General features: G+C 70.1%; 16 protein-coding genes and 1 pseudogene. 5 read left to right on the forward strand and 12 right to left on the reverse strand.

Annotated elements, in window-relative coordinates:
* Positions 1-74: 74 nt before the first annotated feature.
* Together SACCYDRAFT_RS14635 and SACCYDRAFT_RS14640 are read right to left on the reverse strand one after the other, a co-directional pair.
* A complete protein-coding gene (locus tag SACCYDRAFT_RS14635; protein WP_005457229.1) occupies positions 75-485 on the reverse strand; it encodes an ankyrin repeat domain-containing protein in 411 nt (136 codons plus the stop codon).
* A gap of 72 nt (positions 486-557) precedes the next feature.
* Positions 558-2,822 (reverse strand): excinuclease ABC subunit UvrA, encoded by a 2,265-nt coding sequence (locus tag SACCYDRAFT_RS14640; RefSeq protein WP_005457231.1) that lies wholly within the window; start codon positions 2,820-2,822, stop codon positions 558-560.
* A gap of 64 nt (positions 2,823-2,886) precedes the next feature.
* Here SACCYDRAFT_RS14640 and SACCYDRAFT_RS14645 point away from each other — a divergent pair, with 64 nt between their 5' ends.
* Both SACCYDRAFT_RS14645 and SACCYDRAFT_RS14650 read left to right on the forward strand, forming a co-directional pair.
* Positions 2,887-3,831 carry a helix-turn-helix transcriptional regulator gene (locus SACCYDRAFT_RS14645; protein WP_043536511.1) on the forward strand — a complete coding sequence of 315 codons (945 nt, stop codon included), beginning with the start codon at positions 2,887-2,889 and terminating at the stop codon, positions 3,829-3,831.
* A 77-nt stretch (positions 3,832-3,908) separates the two neighbouring features.
* Positions 3,909-4,517, forward strand: a complete 609-nt coding sequence (locus SACCYDRAFT_RS14650) for a TetR/AcrR family transcriptional regulator (protein WP_005457234.1) — start codon at positions 3,909-3,911, stop codon at positions 4,515-4,517.
* A 72-nt stretch (positions 4,518-4,589) separates the two neighbouring features.
* Here the strand turns inward: SACCYDRAFT_RS14650 and xylA are convergent, their stop codons facing one another.
* On the reverse strand, positions 4,590-5,759 hold the full coding sequence (xylA, locus tag SACCYDRAFT_RS14655) for a xylose isomerase (protein WP_005457236.1): 1,170 nt from the start codon (positions 5,757-5,759) through the stop codon (positions 4,590-4,592).
* A gap of 119 nt (positions 5,760-5,878) precedes the next feature.
* Here xylA and SACCYDRAFT_RS14660 point away from each other — a divergent pair, with 119 nt between their 5' ends.
* Positions 5,879-7,150, forward strand: coding sequence for an ROK family transcriptional regulator (locus SACCYDRAFT_RS14660; RefSeq protein ID WP_005457244.1), 1,272 nt, complete (start codon positions 5,879-5,881; stop codon positions 7,148-7,150).
* On the opposite strand, the gene SACCYDRAFT_RS14665 is transcribed toward SACCYDRAFT_RS14660, so the two are convergent.
* Genes SACCYDRAFT_RS14665 through SACCYDRAFT_RS14685 form a run of 5 tightly spaced genes read right to left on the reverse strand, consistent with a single transcriptional unit; the run spans position 7,075 to position 12,727 of the window.
* The gene (locus tag SACCYDRAFT_RS14665) at positions 7,075-8,109 is read right to left on the reverse strand and encodes a LacI family DNA-binding transcriptional regulator (protein ID WP_005457247.1); all 1,035 of its coding nucleotides are present in this window, start codon (positions 8,107-8,109) and stop codon (positions 7,075-7,077) included. The two genes, SACCYDRAFT_RS14660 and SACCYDRAFT_RS14665, sit on opposite strands and share 76 nt — an antisense overlap.
* Positions 8,106-9,476: a GH1 family beta-glucosidase gene (locus tag SACCYDRAFT_RS14670; protein WP_005457249.1), complete on the reverse strand. Its 1,371-nt coding sequence runs from the start codon at positions 9,474-9,476 to the stop codon at positions 8,106-8,108. The genes SACCYDRAFT_RS14665 and SACCYDRAFT_RS14670 overlap by 4 nt, the downstream gene beginning before the upstream one ends.
* Positions 9,477-9,531: 55 nt before the next feature.
* The gene (locus SACCYDRAFT_RS14675) at positions 9,532-10,398 is read right to left on the reverse strand and encodes a carbohydrate ABC transporter permease (RefSeq protein ID WP_005457251.1); all 867 of its coding nucleotides are present in this window, start codon (positions 10,396-10,398) and stop codon (positions 9,532-9,534) included.
* A complete protein-coding gene (locus SACCYDRAFT_RS14680) occupies positions 10,395-11,357 on the reverse strand; it encodes a carbohydrate ABC transporter permease (RefSeq protein WP_232283855.1) in 963 nt (320 codons plus the stop codon). Before SACCYDRAFT_RS14680 ends, SACCYDRAFT_RS14675 begins: the two co-directional genes overlap by 4 nt.
* Before the next feature lie 56 nt (positions 11,358-11,413).
* Positions 11,414-12,727 carry an ABC transporter substrate-binding protein gene (locus tag SACCYDRAFT_RS14685; protein ID WP_005457253.1) on the reverse strand — a complete coding sequence of 438 codons (1,314 nt, stop codon included), beginning with the start codon at positions 12,725-12,727 and terminating at the stop codon, positions 11,414-11,416.
* A gap of 312 nt (positions 12,728-13,039) precedes the next feature.
* Here SACCYDRAFT_RS14685 and SACCYDRAFT_RS14690 point away from each other — a divergent pair.
* Positions 13,040-13,684: pseudogene (locus tag SACCYDRAFT_RS14690) on the forward strand (alpha/beta fold hydrolase); the annotation flags it as partial.
* Between the two features lie 289 nt (positions 13,685-13,973).
* On the opposite strand, the gene SACCYDRAFT_RS14700 reads toward SACCYDRAFT_RS14690, so the two are convergent.
* From SACCYDRAFT_RS14700 to SACCYDRAFT_RS14710, 3 genes are read right to left on the reverse strand one after another with little or no spacing between them, the layout of a single operon-like run.
* Complete coding sequence (locus SACCYDRAFT_RS14700) at positions 13,974-14,882, reverse strand: aldose 1-epimerase family protein (RefSeq protein ID WP_005457255.1); 909 nt, start codon at positions 14,880-14,882, stop codon at positions 13,974-13,976.
* 17 nt (positions 14,883-14,899) lie between these two features.
* Entirely contained in the window at positions 14,900-15,958 is a 1,059-nt protein-coding gene (locus tag SACCYDRAFT_RS14705) for a zinc-dependent alcohol dehydrogenase (protein ID WP_005457257.1), read from the reverse strand.
* A gap of 33 nt (positions 15,959-15,991) precedes the next feature.
* Positions 15,992-16,852 carry an SMP-30/gluconolactonase/LRE family protein gene (locus SACCYDRAFT_RS14710; protein WP_005457259.1) on the reverse strand — a complete coding sequence of 287 codons (861 nt, stop codon included), beginning with the start codon at positions 16,850-16,852 and terminating at the stop codon, positions 15,992-15,994.
* Between the two features lie 271 nt (positions 16,853-17,123).
* Between SACCYDRAFT_RS14710 and SACCYDRAFT_RS14715 the strand changes: the two genes are divergently transcribed.
* Positions 17,124-18,191, forward strand: a complete 1,068-nt coding sequence (locus SACCYDRAFT_RS14715) for a LacI family DNA-binding transcriptional regulator (RefSeq protein WP_005457260.1) — start codon at positions 17,124-17,126, stop codon at positions 18,189-18,191.
* Positions 18,192-18,253: 62 nt separating this feature from the next.
* Here SACCYDRAFT_RS14715 and SACCYDRAFT_RS14720 read toward each other — a convergent pair whose 3' ends face one another.
* Positions 18,254-19,747, reverse strand: a complete 1,494-nt coding sequence (locus tag SACCYDRAFT_RS14720) for a family 43 glycosylhydrolase (RefSeq protein WP_005457262.1) — start codon at positions 19,745-19,747, stop codon at positions 18,254-18,256.

The raw sequence follows: 19,747 nt of genomic DNA on the forward strand, positions 1-19,747 counted from the left end.
GGATCAGCTTGCCGCCGTGTGGGGGCGGACGGCGGGTCCCGTGGCGGTCGTCTCATTCCGCGTGCGCGGGCGTCTCAGCCTTCGGGACGCAGCAGCGAGAGCATCTCGGCGTTGTCGAACATCCGCGCCGTGTCCAGCGCCGACGGCTGCCCCAGTTCCGGGTCGGCACCGCCGTCGAGGAGTGCTCGCACGACCTCCGCCTCGTTCTTGAACACCGCGCCCGCGATCGGGCTCTGGCCCCGGTCGTTCAGCCGGTTGGGGTCGGCGCCCCGCTGCAACAGCGCGCGAACGGTGTCGGCGTGACCGTGGTAGGCGGCGAGCATCACCAGGGTGTCGCCCTTGTCGTTCGTCAGATTGGGCGAGATGCCCGCGTCGACGTACGCCGCGAGCGTCTCGGCACTGCCCTCCCTGGCGAAGCCGAACACCCTCGCCCAGAGGTCGAGCAGCTCCGCGTCGTCCGGTTCCGGCGAGGCGCTGTCGGTCATACCTCCAGCGTGCCACGAACGCGGGCGGCTCTCAGTCCCCGAGCCGGGCCTCGTCCGGGGCGACCGGCGTGGTCATCGGCGCAGGGAGCGGCGCAGGTACTCGGCGGTCACCGACCGCGGGTCGTCCAGCAGCCTGGAGGGCGGTCCGGTGAACACCACCTGCCCACCGTGGTGCCCCGCTCCCGGCCCGAGGTCGATCACCCAGTCGGCGCGCGCGACGAGATCGAGGTTGTGCTCCACCACGACGACCGTGTTGCCCGCGTCGACCAGCCGATCGAAGATCGTCACGAGTCGCCCGACGTCGGCGGGGTGCAGCCCGGTCGTCGGCTCGTCGAGCACGTACAGGCCGCGCCGGCCGTCGCGGCGCAGTTCGGTCGCCAACTTCAACCGCTGGCACTCCCCGCCGGAGAGGGTGCTCAGGGGTTGTCCGAGCCGGAGGTAACCCAGCCCCACGTCCGCGAGTGCTTCCAGCGTCGGCCGCAGTGCCGCCGCGTCGAGCACCACGCGAGCCCGGTCGACGGTGAGGTCGAGCACGTCGGCGATCGACCTGCCGTCCACGGTGTACTTGAGGACGTCCTCGGTGAACCGCCCGCCCCGGCACGTTGCGCACACGGACGTGACCCCTTCGAGGAAGGCGAGGTCGGTGAAGATCACGCCGAGCCCCCTGCACTCGGGACATGCGCCTTCCGAGTTGGGGCTGAACAGGGAGGGGCTGACGCCGTGGGCCCTGGCGAAGACGCCGCGGAGCGTACCGGCCAGGCCGCAGTAGGTGGCCAGGCTCGACCGCCGGTTCGCCGGCACCGCGCTCTGGTCGACCACCACGCAATCCGGGTGCTGTTCGAGCACCACGTCGACGAGGCTGCTCTTGCCCGACCCCGCGACACCGGTGACGGCGGTGAGCACCCCCGTGGGCAGGTCGACGTCCACGCCGCGGAGGTTGTTCCGCGTGGCGCCCCGGACCGGAAGACTTCCGATGGGTGTCCGCGACCCGGCGCGGAGGGTGAGCCCACGGCCGAACACCCGGCCGGTCGGGGTGTCGGCTTGTCCCAGGCCCGACACCGGTCCGCTGTAGACGACCTCACCGCCACCCGTACCTGCCGCCGGACCGAGGTCGATCACGTGGTCCGCGATCGCCACCACGTCGAGGTCGTGCTCCACGACGAGGACCGTGTTGCCCTTGTCCCGCAACCGCCGCAGCAGTTGGGTGAGCCGGTCGATGTCGCGCGGGTGCAGCCCCACGGAGGGCTCGTCGAAGACGTAGAGCATCTCGGTCAGGCTGCTGGTGAGGTGACGCACCATCTTGATTCGCTGCGACTCGCCTCCGGACAGCGTGTTCGTCGGCCTGGCGAGACTGAGGTAACCGAGCCCGATCCCGACGAGCGCCTCCAGACGTTCGACGAGACTCTCCACCACCGGCCCGGCCGTCGGGTCTTCCACGGCGCGGACGACGTCCACGAGATCACCGATCTCCATCGTCGTGCACTCGCTGATGGTGCGTCCGGCCACCCGCACGGACCGCGCGACCTCGTTCAGGCGTTCGCCATGGCAGTCGGGGCAGACCGCCGACCTCGTGAACGCGTCGACCACGGCCTGCTTGCGGGCGGAGACCTCACCCTCGGCGTGCAGGTAGATGCGCGTGAAGTGCTCGGCGAGCCCCTCGTAGTCCTTCGGCACCGGCCTGCCGAGCCGCCGGACCGCCTCGCCGCCGTGGATCAGTGCCGCGCGCTGCTCCGGCGACCACTCCCGCAACGGGGTGCTGAGCGGGAACAGGCCGGTGTCGGCGTACTGCCGGTACCAGTACTTCTCCTGACCGCGCGTGGCGCCGAACCCCGGCAACAGGATCGCGCCCTCCTCCAGCGACCGGTCGAGGTCGACGAACCGGTCGGTGTCGGCGGTGACGATCCGGCCCAGCCCGCTGCACCGCGGGCACATGCCGGTCGGGTCGTTGAACGAGAACAGCGTCGACTCGCCCACCCACGGCTCGCCGACGCGGGAGAACAGCAGGCGCAGCAGAGTGTAGCTGTCGGTGATCGTGCCCACTGTGGAGCGTGCGTTGCCGCCGAGCCTGCGCTGGTCGATCACCACGACCGGAGAGAGGTTCTCGACCAGATCGACCGCCGGCCTGCCGTAACTCGGCAGGCGGTGCCGGACGAAGGCGGGGAACGTCTCGTTCAGCTGGCGTTGCGCTTCCGCGGCGATCGTGTCGAACACCAGTGAGGTCTTGCCCGAGCCCGACACACCGGTGAACGCGGTGATCGCTCGACGGGGGATCGTCAGGTCGAGGTTCTTCAGGTTGTGCTGGCGAGCCCCGATGAGTCGAATCCGTACGTCTGACATGAGATCGACCCTAGGAACGGTTGTGGTCGGATCCTGGCCACAATCCGCGGTATCGTTCCGCTCGATGGGGACGCCAGGGTCGCGCATGCTGGAACTGCTGTCGTTGTTGCAGGACGGCAGGTCGTGGCCCGCCGCGGAGCTGGCCGACCGGCTCGGTGTCTCGTCCCGCACCCTGCGACGTGATCTCGACCGGCTCCGTGACCTCGGCTATCCGGTGTCGTCGTCACGGGGCCCGGGTGGGCACTACCGGCTCGTCGCCGGGCGTGCTCTCCCGCCGCTGCTCCTCACCGACGAGGAGGCGGTCGCCACCGTGGTGGGGCTGCGGTTGGCCGCTCCGGCCGATCCCACCGGAGCAGCGGAAGGCGCCCTGCGCAAACTCGGGCAGGTGCTTCCTTCGCGGTTGCGGCATCGGGTGCAGGCCGTCGCCGCCTCGATCGAGCCGGGTTCCCGGCGCACACCGGTGGCAGCGGATCTGCGGGTACTCCAGACGCTTGGCACCGCCGCGCACACGCACCAGGACGTGCGCTTCCGGTACGAGGGCAAGGCGGGCGTGGTCACCCGAAGGCGGGTGGAGCCGTACCGGTTGGTGCAACTGAGTCGAGGCTGGTACGTCCTCGGGTGGGACCGTGATCGCGGCGCCTGGCGCACCTTCCGCCTGGACCGGATCAGCGAGTTGAGCGTGCCCGGGACGACGTTCACCCCACGCGCGCTGCCGGAGAGCTCCGTCCCGTTCCCGAGTGGCACCGGTGCTCCCTCCGTCGGGGAACAAGGCATCGTGCGGTTCTCGGCACCGCTCGCCGTCGTCTCCGAGCGGCTTGTCGCCGAGGTGGGCTACCTGGAGGCTGTCGACGAGGACACCTGCCGCTACGTCACGGTGCCGGACAGCTGGGAGTGGCTCGCCGTCGCCATCGCCACGGTCGGGGTGCCCTACATCGTCGAGGGCCCTCCCGAACTCGTCGCCCAGTCCCGGCGGCTGGCCGAGCGGATCGCCGCCGCGGCGGGCGGCTGATCACCCCTCGGTGGAGCAGCGGCCACGCCGGCCGGGTTAGGATTGACAACACGTGTAGTCAATCACGGAACCGGACCATGACGGACACCGATCGCACCTGGGCGGGCACCACGCTGGCCGATCGCAGAGCCACGCGCCGGCGACAGCTTCTCGACGCGGGTCTGGACCTGCTCGGCACGTCCGGCGGAACGGCCGTGAGCGTGCGGGCGGTCTGCCGGAACGCGCAGCTCACCGAACGGTACTTCTACGAGAGTTTCGCCGATCGCGACGAACTCGTCGTCGCCGTCTACGACCATGTCGCCACCCTCGCCCACCAGGTACTCGTCGATGCCGTCGAGCTCGCGGGCCCCGAACCACGTGACCGTGCCGAGGCAGCGGTGTCGGCGTTCGTGACACTCGTCCTCGACGACCCGCGCAGGGGCCGGGTGCTCCTGCTCGCGCCGCTTGCCGACCCGGCGCTGCGGCGCATCGGCGCGCAGCGGCTGCCCATGTTCGCCGATCTGGTGTCCGAACAGCTTTCCGACCGCGTCGACGACGAGGACCGGACCATGACGGCGACCGCGTTGGTGGGAGGGCTGGCGAACCTGTTCATCGCCTATCTGAGCGGCACACTCGACGTCACCCGCGAACGGCTCACCGCCCACTGTGTCCGGCTGGTGCTCGGCGCGGAGGCGTTGCACTCGTGACGTCCCCGCCGCGGAGGGCACGGCGCGACGGGGACGTACACGAACTGTGAACACGGCGCACTGCGCCTGTCGTCAGGCGGCGCCCAGCAGGTGTTCGAAGGCCAGCTGGGACAGTTGCGCGTAGGCGTAGCCTCGCGCGGCCGCGGCCTCGGCGTCGAAGTCCTCGAACGCCGTGCGGTCGGCCTTGAGATCGGCGATGGTCTCCCCCTCGCCCAGCGTCGGCTGCGACAGCTCCGGCACCCGGGAGCTCTCGAGCGCCTCGGCCACCCTGGGGTCGGCGCGGAAGGCCCTGGCGCGCTCGCGCAGCAGCAGGTACGACCGCATGCAGGCCTCCGCGCTCGCCCACACCCCGTCGAGGTCCTCGGTGCGCGGCGGCTTGTAGTCGAAGTGGCGGGGCCCGTCGTAGCCGCCGTGTTCCAGCAGGTCCACGAGGAAGAACGCCGACAGCACGTCGCCGTGCCCGAACACGAGGTCCTGGTCGTAGCGCGGACCGTGCTGACCGTTGAGGTCGATGTGGAACAGCTTGCCCTGCCACAACGCCTGGCCGATGCCGTGCACGAAGTTCAGGCCCGCCATCTGCTCGTGCCCGACCTCGGGGTTCACGCCCACCAGCTCGTGGTGCTCCAGCGTGGAGATGAACGCCAGCGCGTGCCCGATGGTGGGCAGCAGGATGTCCCCTCGCGGCTCGTTGGGCTTCGGCTCCAGTGCCAGCCGCAGGCCGTAGCCCTGGTCGATCACGTACTGCGCGAGCGTGTCGATGCCCTCGCGGTAGCGGTCCATCGCGGCCCGCACGTCCTTCGCCGCGTCGGTCTCGCTGCCCTCGCGACCGCCCCACAGCACGTACGTCGTGGCCCCGAGCTCGGCGGCGAGGTCCATGTTGCGCATGACCTTGCGCAGGGCGAACCGGCGGATGTCCCGGTCGTTGTTGGTCAGGCCGCCGTCCTTGAACACCGGGTGGGTGAACAGGTTGGTGGTGGCCATCGGCACCACGAGACCCGTCTCGTCGAGTGCGGCGCGGAACCGGCTGATGCGCTTGGAACGTTCACCGTCGTCGCTGCCGAACGGGATCAGGTCGTCGTCGTGGAACGTCACACCCCACGCGCCGAGTTCGGCGAGCCGGTGCACGGCCTCGACGGCGTCGAGCGCCGGACGGGTGGCGTCGCCGAACGGGTCTCTCGCCTGCCAGCCCACCGTCCACAGTCCGAAACTGAACTTGTCCTCCGCCACGGGTTTGCCGACCACGGTGTCCTCCCGCTTCCTTGTGCGTCGTTGGCGCCGCAATAGTTCGATCACTGAACTTATGCGTCCCTCGCCACAGGGTCAAGGTTTTCGTTCAACGCCTGAACGAATACGATGACCGGGTGACCGACAGTGGCCCCGCGGGCCAGCACACCGTCCGGCGCCACAACTGCGCCCTCGTGCTGGGCGCGATCGCTTCCTCCCCCGGCGTGTCCCGGGCCGGAGTCGCCGCGCGCACCGGGCTCACCAAGGCCACGGTGTCGACCCTCGTCGACCGGCTCGTCACCGCGTCGCTGGTGCGGGAGGAGGGTCGTCAGCATCGCAGTGGTCCGGGCAGGCGCGGGACCTCGCTGTCCCTGTCCCCCGACGGTCCGTGTGGTCTCGGTGTGGAGATCGGGGTCGACTACCTCGCCACCTGCGTGGTCGGCCTCACCGGCGAGGTGCGCGACGAGCGGGTGCGGCGGGTCGACAACCGGGACCGGCCGCCGGGCCGCGTGCTGGCCCGGGTGGCCCAGGAACTCGGCCGGGCACTCGCGCGCGCCGAGGGCGAGCGGATCACCGTCGGCGGCGTGGGCGTCGCCGTGCCCGGGCTGGTCGAGGCGCCGAGTGGCCGCGTGATCGTCGCGCCGAACCTCGGCTGGCAGGACGTCGACCTCGCCGCCGAGCTTCGCAGGCGGGTGCCCGTGCTGCCCGGTGACCTCGTGGTCGGCAACGAGGCGAACCTCGCCGCCGTCGCCGAACTGGACGCCCTGCGGCACCGCGACGAGAGCGTGCTCGACAGCTTCGTGCACGTGTCCGGCGAAGTCGGTATCGGAGCGGGCATCGTGCTGGGCGGCGTGCTGTTCGACGGCAGCCACGGATTCGGTGGCGAACTCGGCCACTTTCCCGTGCAGGCGCGCGGTCCGCGGTGTCCGTGCGGGGCACGCGGCTGTCTCGAACGGCTCGCGGGACAGGACGCCATACTCGAACGCGCTCGCGCCGACGACGTCGAGACGCTGGTGAGCCTGCTCGACGCGGGCGAGCGCACGGCCACCGCCGCCGTCCGCTCGGCGGGCCGGATGCTGGGCTCGGCGCTGTCCGCCGTGGTCAACCTCCTTGACGTGCCCACGATCGTGCTCGGAGGAACCTACGCGCGGCTGCACCCCTGGCTGGCGGACCCGCTCACCGCCGAACTGACCGACCGGGTCATGGGTTCACCGTGGCGGCCGGTGGAGGTGCGCCGGTCGGTGCTCGGCGCCGAGGCGGCGGTTCGGGGAGCCGCAGCCTCCGCTCTGCGAACGGTGCTGACCGACCCCGACACCTACATCGCCCGCTTCACTCAGGCGGAGGAACGCACCACCAACTCGGTGGGCAACAGGATCGAGGGCGGCAGCGGTTCCTCTCCGGCCAGTTGAGCGAGCAGCCGCCACGTCATCGTCCGGCCGAGTTCCTCCACCGGCTGGCGCACCGTGGTGAGTGCCGGCGTCACCGTCGTGGCCAGGACGGAGTCGTCGAAACCCACCACGGCGACGTCGCCGGGCACGCTGCGACCCCGTGCCGCCAGTTCCCGCAGCGCCCCCACCGCGATGATGTCCGCGGCGGCGAACACGGCGTCGAGTTCCGGATGCCGGTCCAGCAGCTCCGCCATGGCCGCCGCGCCCGCGTCGACGGTGAAGTCGCTGTGCACCACGGCGTCGGTGCCGAGCCGGGCCTCCGACAGTCCGCGTCGCCACCCCGCCAGCCGGTCGATGCCCACCGCCATGTCGGTGGGCCCGGCCAGCGTGCCGATGCGGCGGCGGCCGCTGGAGACCAGGTGCCGAGCGGCGGTCAGCGCGCCGGTGAAGTTGTCGGCGTCCACGTACGGCACGTCGCCTCCGCTGAGCGGGCGCCCGCCCGCCACCACCGGCAGCCCCGCCTCCGCGAGACGCTGCGGCAGCGGGTCGTCGCCGTGCATGCTCACCACCAGCGCACCGTCGACGTGGCCGCTGCACAGATACTTCTCCAACCGCGCCCCGTCGTCGTCCTCGGCGAGCATCATGAGCACGAGCTGCCGGTTGCTGCCGGACAGTCCGGCATGCACTCCGCGCAGCACTCCGGCGAAGAACGGATCGCCGAAAACCCGTTCACCCGGCTCGGACACCACCAGGGCCACCGAGTTCGTCCTGCGTGTCACGAGACTGCGGGCGGCCTCGTTGGGTACGTACCCGAGCGCCTCGATGGCTCGCGTCACGGCCTGCCGGGAACGCCCGCTCACCCCCGGCGAGTCGTTGATCACCCGGGAGACGGTCGAGCGGGACACGCCCGCCACCCTCGCCACTTCCTCCAGCGTGGGTGCGCCACGGTGCTCGACCGCCGCGTCCCCGGGCTCGATCATCGTCGTCCTGCCAAACCGTTGTCCGCCATCACTCGCGAATACCATGCAGCACTCGCCTTGGGCGTCCTGCGCTGGGTGTCGTAGTCCACGTGCACCAGTCCGAAGCGCTTGGCGTAGCCCTCGGCCCACTCGAAGTTGTCGAGCAGCGACCAGTAGAAGTATCCACGCAGATCGACGCCCTGCTGGACGGCGCTGTGCGCGGCCCGGAGGTGCCCCTCCACGAAGGCGATGCGGTCGGTGTCGTCGATGCGACCATCGACCTGGCGGTCGTCGGGGAAAGCCGCTCCGTTCTCGGTGATGTAGAGCGGCAGCCGCGGGTACTCGGTGTGAAGCCGCAGCAGCAGCCCGGTCAGCTCGCCCGCGTTGATGTCCCATCCGGAAGCCGTCTGTGGCAGTCCACGCCCAGGGAAGCTGACGTGGTCGACACCGACCCATTCGGACGGTGGTCCGGAGTTCTCGCCCGGCACCGACGACACGTGCAGGTCACGGTAGTAGTTGACGCCGAGGAAGTCCACGCCCGCGCCGATGACGGTCTCGTCGCCCTCTCGCACGACCCCGGAGAACCCGAACGGTTCCAGGTCCGCGCGGACGTCCTCGGGATAGCGGGCACGCAGCACCGGGTCGAGGAACAGCCGGTTCTGCAGTCCGTCCACGCGGCGGGCCGTTTCGAGATCCTGTGCGTTGCCGGGATCGGCCACGTTGACCGGGAACAGGTTGAGTGTCACCCCGACCTCGGCTCCGGGCACCCGTGCCCGGACGGCGGCCGTACCGAGCCCGTGTGCCAGCAGCAGGTGGTGTGCGGCGGCGACCGCCGCCCTCGGTTCCGTGCGGCCCGGCGCGTGCCTGCCCGAGCCGTACCCGAGGAAGGCCGAGCACCACGGTTCGTTCAGCGTGGTCCACGTCGACACCCGGTCACCCAGCCGGTCCACCACGGCCTCGGCGTAGTCGGCGAAGCGGTAGGCCACCTCACGCGAGGTCCAGCCACCCCGCTCCTCCAGCGCCTGGGGCAGATCCCAGTGGTACAGCGTCGGCCAGGGCCTGATGCCCGCATCCAGCAGCGTGTCCACCAGCCGCTCGTAGAAGTCGAGGCCTGCGGGGTTGACTTCACCCCCGTCGGGGCGCACCCGTGGCCACGCCAGTGAGAACCGGTAAGCCCGCACCCCGAGATCGCGCATCAGCGCGACGTCGGAAGGCATCCTCCGGTAGTGGTCGGTGGCCGGATCGCCCGTGTCACCGCCCACGACCGCGCCCTCTTTCGCGCAGAAGGCGTCCCAGATGGACGGTGAACGTCCGTCGGCGGTGGTCGATCCCTCGACCTGGAACGCCGCGGTGGCCACTCCCCACAGAAAACCGGCGGGAAACGTCACGGGTTCCCTCGAGTCCACAGCGGAGCTCTCTTGCTCGTGAATCGTCGACACCAACTTACCCCTTCACAGCGCCTTGCATGATCCCGGCCACGATCTGACGGCCGAGCAGGAAGAACACGACGAGAATCGGGACGGTGGCCAGCGTGGTGCCCGCGAGCACCAGCGAGTAGTCCACGTAGTACCCGCTCTGCAACTTCTCCAGTGCCACCTGGACGGTCGGGTTGTCCGGTCCCAGAGCCACCAGCGGCCACAGGAAGTCGTTCCACGACGTCATGAACGTGAACATCGCGAGGAACGCCGCCGCGGGCCGGACGGCGGGCAGGCACACGTGCCAGAACACGCGGATCATCGAACAACCGTCCATCCGCGCGGCCTCGATCAGCTCGTACGGCACCGCGCTGACGGTGTACTGGCGCATCCAGAACACGCCGATCGCGGTGACCAGGTTCGGCACGATCACGGCCTGGAGCTCGTTCGCCCAGCCCAGCTCCGCCATCGCCATGTACAGCGGGATGATGCCGAGCTGGGTCGGCACCGCCAACGTCGCCACGACGAACAGGAACAGCGCGTTGCGACCCTTGAACCGCAGCTTGGCGAAGGCGAAACCCGCGAGGCTAGAGAACAGCACCGTCGAGATCGTCACGGAGCCCGCCACGATGATGCTGTTGCCCAGCGCCTTCCAGAACGGCACGGTGTCGAAGACCCGCGCCGCGTTGGCGAAGAAGTTACCGCCCGGAACCAGCGGTGGGATCTGCTCGGTGAGCATCGAGTTGTCCCGGCTGGCCACCAGGAACGACCAGTAGAACGGGAAGACCGAACCGAGCACGAAGGCGGTGAGCAGGCCGTAGACCCAGAAGTTGGGGCGGCCCGGTCCGGAGATCCGAGGCCGTCTCCTGGTGCGGGCGAGGGGAAAGGTGCTCATCGGTCCTCCCCGGTCGAGGCGATGCGCCGGGTCAGGAAGAAGTTGATCAGCGCGATGCCGATGACGAGCACGAACAGAACCCACGCGATGGCGGACGCGTAACCGAGGTCCTCGCGCTCGAACGCGGCCTGGTACATGTACAACGTGACCGTCTGGAACTGGTTGGTGGACCCACCGTTGTTCGAGCCGGGCATGGCGTCGAACAACTTGGGCTCGGTGAAGATCTGGAGCCCGCCGATCGTCGACGTGATCACCACGAAGATCAGCGTGGGACGCAGCATCGGCAGGGTGACACTGAGGAACCGGCGCACCGCACCGGCCCCGTCCACGACGGCGGCCTCGTGGACCTCCCGTGGAATGGCCTGCATCGCGGCCAGCACGATGAGGGCGTTGTAGCCCGTCCAGCGCCAGTTCACCATGATGGCGATCGCGACATGGCTGGCGAAGCGATCGGCCTGCCAGTCCACCCGGTCGAGCCCCACCAGTTCCAGGATCCCGTTGACGAGCCCGTACTGTGGGCCGAACAGGTTGGCGAAGATGATCCCCAGAGCCACCAGGCTCGCGACGTACGGCATCAGCACACCGACCCGCCAGCCGGTGGAGAACCGCACCCGCGTGTTGAGCAGCGCGGCGAGCAGCACCGCGATGATGATCTGCGGGACGCTGGAGAGCAGGAAGATGCTCACCGTGTTGGTCAACGTCTTCCAGAACTGCGCGTCACCGAAGAGCTGGACGTAGTTGTCCAGCCCCAGGAACGTGGGGTCGTCGTCGATCAGCTCCCAGTCGAAGAACGACACGTACCCCGTGTACAGCAGGGGGAACAGACCGACGATTCCGAAGATGACGAAGAAGGGCGCCACGTAGAGGTACGGCGAGTAGCGCACGTCCCACCGGCTCAACCGGTCGCGCCAGCTCGGGCGCGACGGGTGCGGTGGCGAGCCCGTGGGCTCGTGCGCCACTGCCTCGTCCTCGACGGCCGCCTGGGCGGGGCTCGACTGAGTCACGTCCGCTCCCGTCAGGACGCGATCTGCTTGGCGGAGGTGACGAACTGCTGCCATCCCTCGTCGGCCGAGGCGCCCTGCTCCACCGACTGCAACGCCGGTGTCAGCGCGTTCTCCTGGATCTTGCCGTCACCCGGTCCCTTGTACTGGGCCTCGCCGATCTCCTTCGCCTGCTTCGAGAACAGTTCACCGATCTCCGCCCCACCGAAGTAGTCGTTGGTGGCCGAGAGCAGCTCCGGCGACTCCAACGCCTCGACCTGGCTCGGGAACACCCCCGCGGCCTTGAAGGCCTTGATCTGCTGCTCGGGAGCAGTCAGCCATGCCGCGAACGCCGCGGCCTCCTCGGCGTGCTCGCTCTGTGTCGGTACCGCGAGGTAGGAGCCGCCCCAGTTGCGCGGCCCGCCCGGGAAGGTGTCGGTGACGGCCCACTTGCCCGCGAGTTCCTCACCCGCCTGCTCCTCGATCACCCCGAGCATCCAGGACGGGCACGTCTTCGTGGCGAACGCCGACTGCGTGAACCCGCTGTTCCACTCGTTGGAGAACGCCACCAGCCCCGCCGACTGGCCGCGCTTCGCCGCGGCGGTGACCTGGTCCCAGTTCTTCCTGATCTCGGGGTTCGACTCGATGGTCAGCCGGTTCCGCCGGTCGAAGTAACCGACGTCCAACTGGTTCTGCATCGCGTTGAAGATCTGCGCCGACGAGTCGAACCACGCGACGTCGTCGACCTTCGCGATGAACTCGTCACCTGCTTCGAAGTAGCTGTCCCAGGTGGCGAAGATCTCGCCCACCTCGTCCGGCTCCGACGGCAGGCCGGCCTGCTCGAAGAGGTCCTTGCGGTAACACATCGCCAGCGGGCCGATGTCGGTGCCGTACCCGATGAGCTTGCCGTCGGAGTCCTGGGCGGCCTGGTACTTCCAGTCGAGCCAGCGCTCGGGACCCGCCTCGGCGGGGCCGATCTCACGCAGGTCGTGGAAGCGACTGGACTTGTCCAGCGCCTCGGGGAGGTGCGCCTCCTCGATGGCGACGACGTCGTCGAGGCCCGATCCTGCGCCGAGCTTGGTGAAGAGGGCCTGGTGGTACGGACCGCCCTGGCCCGTGGTGTGGGGAACGATGTCGATGTCCGGATGCAGGCGCTCGTACTCGGCGTACAGCTCCTCGTACCCGAACTCGTTGAACGTCGAGATGCTGATCTGGAGCCTGCCGTCGGAGTCGGCGGCGTCGCCGCCGCAGGCCACGGTCACCAGGCCGGCCACGGCCACGGCGGAGGCCGCGGCGATGGCGCGGCCGGCGCGGCTGGCGCGTCTGGCTCCTCGGATGTGGTGTCGCACGGTCACCCCTCGTTGGGTTGGCTACACGAAAACTGGGAGCGCTCCCAGTCGAGTGAGCAGCCTGCACCCTCACCCATCCGGGTGTCAATGCTCGATGACCAGCTTGTTACCAAACCACCCATGCATAATCCGGACAATTTGCCACCCATATTCGGGAGCGCTCCCAAAATTCGTGTCCGCACTTCCAGGACTGCCGTCCAGCCGAGGGGGCCGGGTACGGTGCGCGTCCAAGAACCACGCTCCCGGAGCGAAGGAGGCGACGTCGCCCCTGGATTCGACGTCCTCGGCAACGGAGAACACACGGTCGTCGCCGTGCACGGACGACGTTCCGGTACGTCTTCGTGAACCTGCGCGGCTACGGCGACCGCTGGGACGAGCCGGGCGAGCACACTCTCGCCGAAGCCGCGTCCGACGTGCTCGCCGTGGCCGACACGCTGTCGGCCGACCGGTTCTCGCTCGTCGGCCAATCGATGGGCGGCACCGTGATACAGCGAGTTCTCGCCGGCGCGCCCGACCGCGTGCGCGCGCGGGTCGGCATCTCGCCCGTGCCCGCGTCCGGTGTGCCGTTCGACGGAGAGGGCTGGGCACTGTTCTCAGGCGCCGCAGCCGACCCGGAGAAGCGACGCGCGATCATCGACCTCACCATCGGCAACCGGCTCACCAGGGTCTGGCTCGACTCGATGGTGCGGCACTCCCTGGAGCACTCCGACGAGCGCCTTCGCCGACTACCTGCTCGCGTGGGCCAAGACGGACTTCCACACCGAGATCGAGGGAAACCCGGTGCCGGTGAAGGTGATCGTCGGGGAACACGACCCCGCCCTCGGTGAGGAGACCATGCGGCAGACGTTCACCCGGTGGTATCCGAACTGCACCGTGGACGTCCTCACCAACTGCGGCCACTACGGCGTCGACGAGACGCCCGTCGCACTCGCGACGAGCCTGGAGTCGTTCCTGCGCGGTCCCCTGACAGGGCCGGGCTTTCCGGAGAGCGAGTACCTGGAGCTCCTGCACTCCGAGCGCCGCCGCTTCACGTGGGTCATGCGCGTCTACGGTGGCCGGTCGGCCGGGCAGGCGGAGGCCGAGGCCCGCCAGGCGTACCCGTACGAGCCACCGGAGTACGTCCACCGGGGCGTCGAGTCCCACGAGACGACCTGGCACTGGGCGATGCTCACACTGCACGGTCACGGCTACCCGGACCGGTACCCGGAGACGCCGCCCGCCGCCTACGACGCGATCGACTGACGCCTCACACGGCGGAGATCGTCCACGCGACGTCGTGTGTCGCACCGGGATCGAGGTGCACGACGTCGCGGCCGCTGTTGAACGCGTCGGGCGGGCACGTCATCGGCTCCAGTGCCAGGCCCGTACGGTGAAGGTGCGGTTCCGGCCGGTCGGCGGTGTGCACCTGAACCCACGGGCAGGCGCGGTCCCAACGCATTCGCACGCCGTGCCCGTCGGCGGCCAGCAACAGCGCCTCGGCCTCACCGGTGCCGTCGAACTCCACGTCCCCGTAGGCGTGGTCGATCTCGACACCGCCGATCGTCGTTCCCTCACGGAAGTCGAACGCCGAGCCTGCGACAGCGCGCTCCCCGGTGGGCAGTAACCGTTCGGGGTCCACGTCCAACACGCGGCGCGCGGGCAGTCGCAGGGTCCAGTCGTCCACCCGGCCCTCGCCCGCCACGAGGTAGGGGTGGAGCGAGCAGCCGTAGGGCGCCGTGCCGCCGCCGACGTTGCGGGCCGACAACCGGACCGTCAACCCGACCTCGGTGAGGTCGTACGTCACGCGTAGCTCCAGCCGGAACGGATAGCCGGGTGTCGGCCACAACGGACACTCCAGCTCCAGCCGGGAGGCGGTACGACTCAACGGCCGCCACGGCACCCAGACGACGAGGCCGTGCAGGGCCGTACCGCGTTCCGGCTCCGTGACCGGTAGCTGCCTGGTTCGTCCCTCGTGGACGTACCGCCCGTCGGCCACGCGGTTGGGCCACGGCGCCAGCACCGCGCCCGAGTAACCGGGCATGATCTCGTCCTCGGCGAAACTCCGCACCAACGGCCTGGCCCGGTGTGTGAGCGTGCGCAGTGCCGCGCCCACCTCCGTCACCGTGGCCGCGTAGTCACCAGCCCGGAGTTCGAACTGCTCACCCGACGGTCGCATCCGACATCCCTCCCCGCTCATGGCCGCAGCAGTACCTTCACCGCGCCCGCGCGGCGGTCGCCGACCGTGCGCAGGGCCTGTTCGGCCTCCTCCAGCCCGAACTCGTGGGTGACGATGCGTGCGGGGTCGAGTGTTCCGGCGCCGAACGCCCGCACGGCGTGGACCCACGCTCGCGGCGGCGCGCCGAACACGGTGTGCACGGCGATCTGGTTGACCACGAGCTCGCGGGTGCCGAGGGTGTCGTGCTCGTCGGGAATGCCGGTGAGCACGACGCGTCCGCCACGCCGGGTGAGCCGGACCGCCGCCGCGGCGGTGCCCCGGTGCCCGGCCGCTTCCACCACGGCGTCGAACGTCCCGGCAAGTGTTTCGACCTCGTCGGGAGAGACGAGTCCGCTCGCTCCACACGCGGCGGCCAGTTCGGTCCGCGAGGGGTTCGGGTGCACGACCACGAGCTCGGCGGGACTGTGCGCGTGCAGCAACTGCGTGGCGAGCAGCCCGAGCGTTCCGCCACCGACCACGGCGACGCGTTCGCCCTGCCGCACATCGGCCCGCAGGCACGCCTCCGCGACGCAGGCGGCGGGTTCCAGGCCCGCGGCCGACCGTAGGTCCGCGCCGGTGGGCAGCACGTGCAACAGCCTGGCCGGTACCCGCAGCCACTCCGCCCACGCGCCGTCCTGGGTGAAACCCGTCTCGTCGTAGGGGGCATGGCACACGGTCGGCTCGCCGCGGCGGCAGGCCGCGCACACCTGGCATGACCGGAACCCCTCCCCCACCACCGGCATGCCGACGAGGGCGCCGTCCACGTCGTCACCCACCGCCTCCACGGTGCCGGACCACTCGTGCCCCGGCACGATCGGGTAACGCGAGAACGCGGCGGGTCGTCCGCCCTCGAACAACTCCACGTCGGAGCCGCAGATCCCGGTGTACGCGACGCGGACGAGAGCCTCTCCCCGGCCGGGCTCCGGCCTGGGTGTCGTGACGACCCGCAGGCTGCCCGGCCGTTCGATCCGGACGGCACGGGCCATCGTGCCCGTCGCTCCCGTGGGCGGTCCCGCGGTGCTCTCCGTGATTTCCATGCGCTCTCCCTGGTCTGGCGGACGCGGGTCGTATCAGCCGGCGAAGGTGGGGGCGGGCAGCCCGCGAACACCGGGACGGCAGCGGAACAACGCGCCCGCGTCCGGTTGCTCGTCGTCGGGCACTCCCTGCCGTGAGGTGGTGATGTAGAGATCCGTGAGGTCGGCTCCGCCGAAGGCGCAGGAGGTCACCTGTCGCGGCCCGACCTCGATCACCTCGTCCAGCGTTCCGTCGGTGGTGTAGCGGTGCACGGCGCCACCGCCCCACAGGGCGACCCACAGCCCGCCGTCGGCGTCGAGGGCCAATCCGTCGGGCATGCCGAGCTCGGGCGGGATCTCCACCACCGTGCGACGTTCGGAGAAGCCGGCGGTGTCAGGGTCGAAGTCGAAGGCGTCGATCCGCTGCGTGGGCGAGTCGACGTAGTACACGGTGTCACCCTCGGCGCTCCAGACGATGCCGTTGGAGATGGTGACGCCCGTGAGCACGGTGCGCGTGGTGCCGTCGGGATCGAGCCGGTACAGGCCACCGCGACCGGGAGCCTCGTCGTAGGCCATCGATCCGCAGTAGAAGCGTCCCTGGCGGTCACAGCCTCCGTCGTTCATCCGCACCGACTCGTCGCTCCACAACGGACTCAGCGTGGTGACGTCGCCGGTGTCCGGATCGGTGAGCGCGAATCCGCGTTCCACCGCCACGACGAGTCCGCCCCGGGACCGGGGCCGGACGGCGGCGGCCACCCTGGACACGTGCACGCGCGAGATGTCCGCCTCACCCGGCGCCCACCCGAGCACGTCCCCGCGCAGCATGTCCACCCACCGCAGTCGGGCCACGCCGCTGTCCCACACGGGTCCCTCACCGTGCTGGGCGCAGACGTCGGTCACCTGGTCCGCGCGCGGCATCAACGCGCCCCGCACGCCGGCGGATCGATGATCATCGAAGGCTCCATCCCGTACGTGCCAACACCGAGAGACTCCACTATTGTTAGCGCTAACATATATCCCGTCAAGGTCAATCCCACTGAAGAAAAGAGCTTCCGCCCCCGCCGTGCGCGGGTGAATGTGATCGCTCACTATGATCGGTGCAGCTCAGGTCGCCGATCGGCGCCTGCGCGGCGTGGCCGCGTACGCCCGGCGGTACCGTCGGTGTGAAACCAAGTTTCCGGAGGTAGGAATGGCGAGGAACGCGCCCCCGCGGCGGTCGCCGAGGCAACGGCCCGCGGTGATGGCCGACGTCGCCCGGCTGGCCGGGGTGTCCCAGCAGACGGTGTCGCGCGTGCTCAATCACCACCCTTCCGTCTCCCCCGGTACCCGCACCCGGGTCATGGCCGCCATCCAGGAACTCGGCTATCGCCCCAACTCCGCCGCGAGAGCACTCGTCACCAAACGCACCAAGGTCATCGGCGTGGTCGGTTTCGACACCTCGCTCTACGGACCCGCCAGCACACTTCTGGGCCTGGAGCAGGCGGCGCGCTCCGCGGGTTACTTCGTCAGCGTGGCCAGTGTCCGGACCCCGGACGGTGAGGCCGTGGAGCAGGCGCTGCAGCGGCTCACCGGCCAGTCGGTGGAGGGCGTCGTGGTCATCGCGCCGCAGCGGGCGACCGTCGAGGCCCTCGCGAACGCGCCCGCCGACCTGCCGCTCGTGGTCGTGGAGGGCGGCGACGGCAACGGCAGGCCGGTGGTGTGCGTGGACCAGGTAGAGGGTGCGCGCCTGGTGACCCGGCATCTGCTCGACCAGGGCGCGCCCACCGTGTGGCACGTCGCGGGACCGACGGAGTGGCTGGAGGCGCAGAGCCGGGTCGAGGGGTGGCGCAGGGCACTGCGGGACGCGGGCGTCGAGCCCCCTGAGCCACTGCGCGGCGACTGGAGTCCCGCGTCGGGCTACTCGGCCGGGCAACTGCTCGCCGAGCGCTCCGACGTACGTGCCGTGTTCGTGGCCAACGACCAGATGGCGCTCGGTGTGCTGCGCGCCTTCCACGAACGCGGGGTGTCCGTGCCCGACGACGTACTCGTGGCTGGGTTCGACGACATCCCGGAGTCGGCCTACTTCACGCCACCGCTGACCACCGTGCGACAGGACTTCGACGCCGTGGGCAGGCGCAGCATCGAGCTGTTGCTCGAACTCATCAACGGCGGCCCGGCGGAGAGCACGGAAGCCGTCGGGACGGCCGCGGCCATCGTGCCCCCGGAGCTGGTCGTACGGCAGAGCACCGTGGGCAGGCGCCGCCGTCCCCGTTCGTGAGCCGTGGCGTGACGAGGTGCCGGGCGAAACGCTCCGCACGTTCCGCCCGGCACCGGATCGGCTCAGCCCAGCCGGAATGTCGCCCGCTCCCGGTCGGCCCGGCCGCGCGGTCGGCCCACGGTGAGCCGCCCGTCACGGTGAAGCACGTAGGCTTGCCGGTCGGCCGAGAGACGCAGCGACACGGCCCGGTGGTCAGCGAGGCCGGCTTCGAGGACGAAACCCGAATCGTGGCCGTAGTCGTCGGTGTCGGTGTACGGGTCGATCCTCAGCTCGGTCCCGTCCACCCGGAGGTACCGGTCGGGGAAGTTCACCGACCGTAGCGCGACCCGCCCGGCTCCCAGGAAGCCCGGCACGACGCGGAACTGGCTGTCGGCGACCTGACGGACGTCGGTGTCCACCCGCACCCGGTAGGCGTAGTGCCGCACGTACGCCCGGGGAGCGTCCATCGGTGACAGCCGGACGATGGGTCCGCCCTCACCCACCGGTACCCCGAACGCCGGTGTTCCGTCCTCGTTCCAGTACAGCCGCTGCACCCGGGTGTGCCGGTTCGGGTCGAACAGCGGATCACCCTCGATGTCGCGATAGTCCCGCGCGTGGTACACGAGCACGTCGGTCTCGCCGTCCTCGGCCACGGTGAAGGAGTTGTGGCCCGGCCCGTAACGGCGTGTGCGTTCGTCCGTGCGCAGCACGGGCTCTCCCGACTTCGTCCACGACGCCGGGTCGAGCAGGTCGGCTCTGGCGTCGGCGGTGAGCAGTCCCATGCAGTAGCGATGGTCGGTGGCGCTGGCGGAGAACGTCAGGAAGACGCGGCCGTTGCGGATGATCGCCGCCGCGCCCTCGTTGACCCGGAATCCCTGGACCTCCCAGTCGAGCGTCGGCACCGCGATGCGCACCGGATCGCCCTTGATCGCCACCGGGGAGGCCATCTCGGCGATGTAGAGGTTGCTGTTGGTGTCGATGCCGGGTTCGTGCTGGGCCCACACGTAGTAGCGGCGGCCCCGGTGCTCGAACGTGGTGGCGTCGAGCGCGAAGGTGTCCCACGCCGTGGTGACCTGGCCCCGTAGGGTCCACGCGTCCTCCCGTGGGTCCGCCGCGGCGGACTCCAACACGTACATGCGGATGCGGAAGGGGTCGTGGGAGTCGCCCGCCGCGAAGTAGACGTACCAGCGGTCGTCGATGCGGTGCAGTTCCGGCGCCCAGATGTAGCCGCCCATGCGGCCGGACGACGGCCTGCGCCAGATGGTGCGTTCGCGGGTGCTCGCGAGCCCGTCGAGTGTCGGCGCGCCACGCACCACGATGCGGTCGTACTCGGGAACGGAACCGGTCAGGTAGTACATGCCGTCGACCGGCCGGGTGATGAACGGGTCGGCCCGCTGTTCGACGAGCGGGTTGCGGGTGGTGATTACGTCCGGGTCGGTACGGCCGACGGCCGAGGCGCTCCGGTCGTCCGGCAGCGCCGACGCGGTGGACCCCGACAGCACGCCGAGTGTCCCCGCGGTGGCCAGGCCCCCACCGAGCTGCAGCATTCTTCTCCGGTTCAGTCCTTCTCGGACCAT

It is taken from the genome of Saccharomonospora cyanea NA-134, from assembly GCF_000244975.1.
In the GTDB taxonomy this organism is placed as follows: Bacteria; Actinomycetota; Actinomycetes; order Mycobacteriales; family Pseudonocardiaceae; genus Saccharomonospora; species Saccharomonospora cyanea.

Bases quoted from the DNA above. Each gene is read 5' to 3' on its own strand.
- SACCYDRAFT_RS14635 (WP_005457229.1), bottom strand. From the start codon at position 485: ATGACCGACAGCGCCTCGCCGGAACCGGACGACGCGGAGCTGCTCGAC.
- SACCYDRAFT_RS14705 (WP_005457257.1), bottom strand. From the start codon at position 15,958: ATGGAAATCACGGAGAGCACCGCGGGACCGCCCACGGGAGCGACGGGC.
- SACCYDRAFT_RS14675 (WP_005457251.1), bottom strand. From the start codon at position 10,398: ATGAGCACCTTTCCCCTCGCCCGCACCAGGAGACGGCCTCGGATCTCC.
- SACCYDRAFT_RS14715 (WP_005457260.1), top strand. From the start codon at position 17,124: ATGGCGAGGAACGCGCCCCCGCGGCGGTCGCCGAGGCAACGGCCCGCG.
- SACCYDRAFT_RS14700 (WP_005457255.1), bottom strand. From the start codon at position 14,882: ATGCGACCGTCGGGTGAGCAGTTCGAACTCCGGGCTGGTGACTACGCG.
- SACCYDRAFT_RS14645 (WP_043536511.1), top strand. From the start codon at position 2,887: ATGGGGACGCCAGGGTCGCGCATGCTGGAACTGCTGTCGTTGTTGCAG.
- SACCYDRAFT_RS14710 (WP_005457259.1), bottom strand. From the start codon at position 16,852: ATGCCGCGCGCGGACCAGGTGACCGACGTCTGCGCCCAGCACGGTGAG.
- SACCYDRAFT_RS14650 (WP_005457234.1), top strand. From the start codon at position 3,909: ATGACGGACACCGATCGCACCTGGGCGGGCACCACGCTGGCCGATCGC.
- SACCYDRAFT_RS14720 (WP_005457262.1), bottom strand. From the start codon at position 19,747: ATGGTCCGAGAAGGACTGAACCGGAGAAGAATGCTGCAGCTCGGTGGG.
- SACCYDRAFT_RS14640 (WP_005457231.1), bottom strand. From the start codon at position 2,822: ATGTCAGACGTACGGATTCGACTCATCGGGGCTCGCCAGCACAACCTG.
- SACCYDRAFT_RS14665 (WP_005457247.1), bottom strand. From the start codon at position 8,109: ATGATCGAGCCCGGGGACGCGGCGGTCGAGCACCGTGGCGCACCCACG.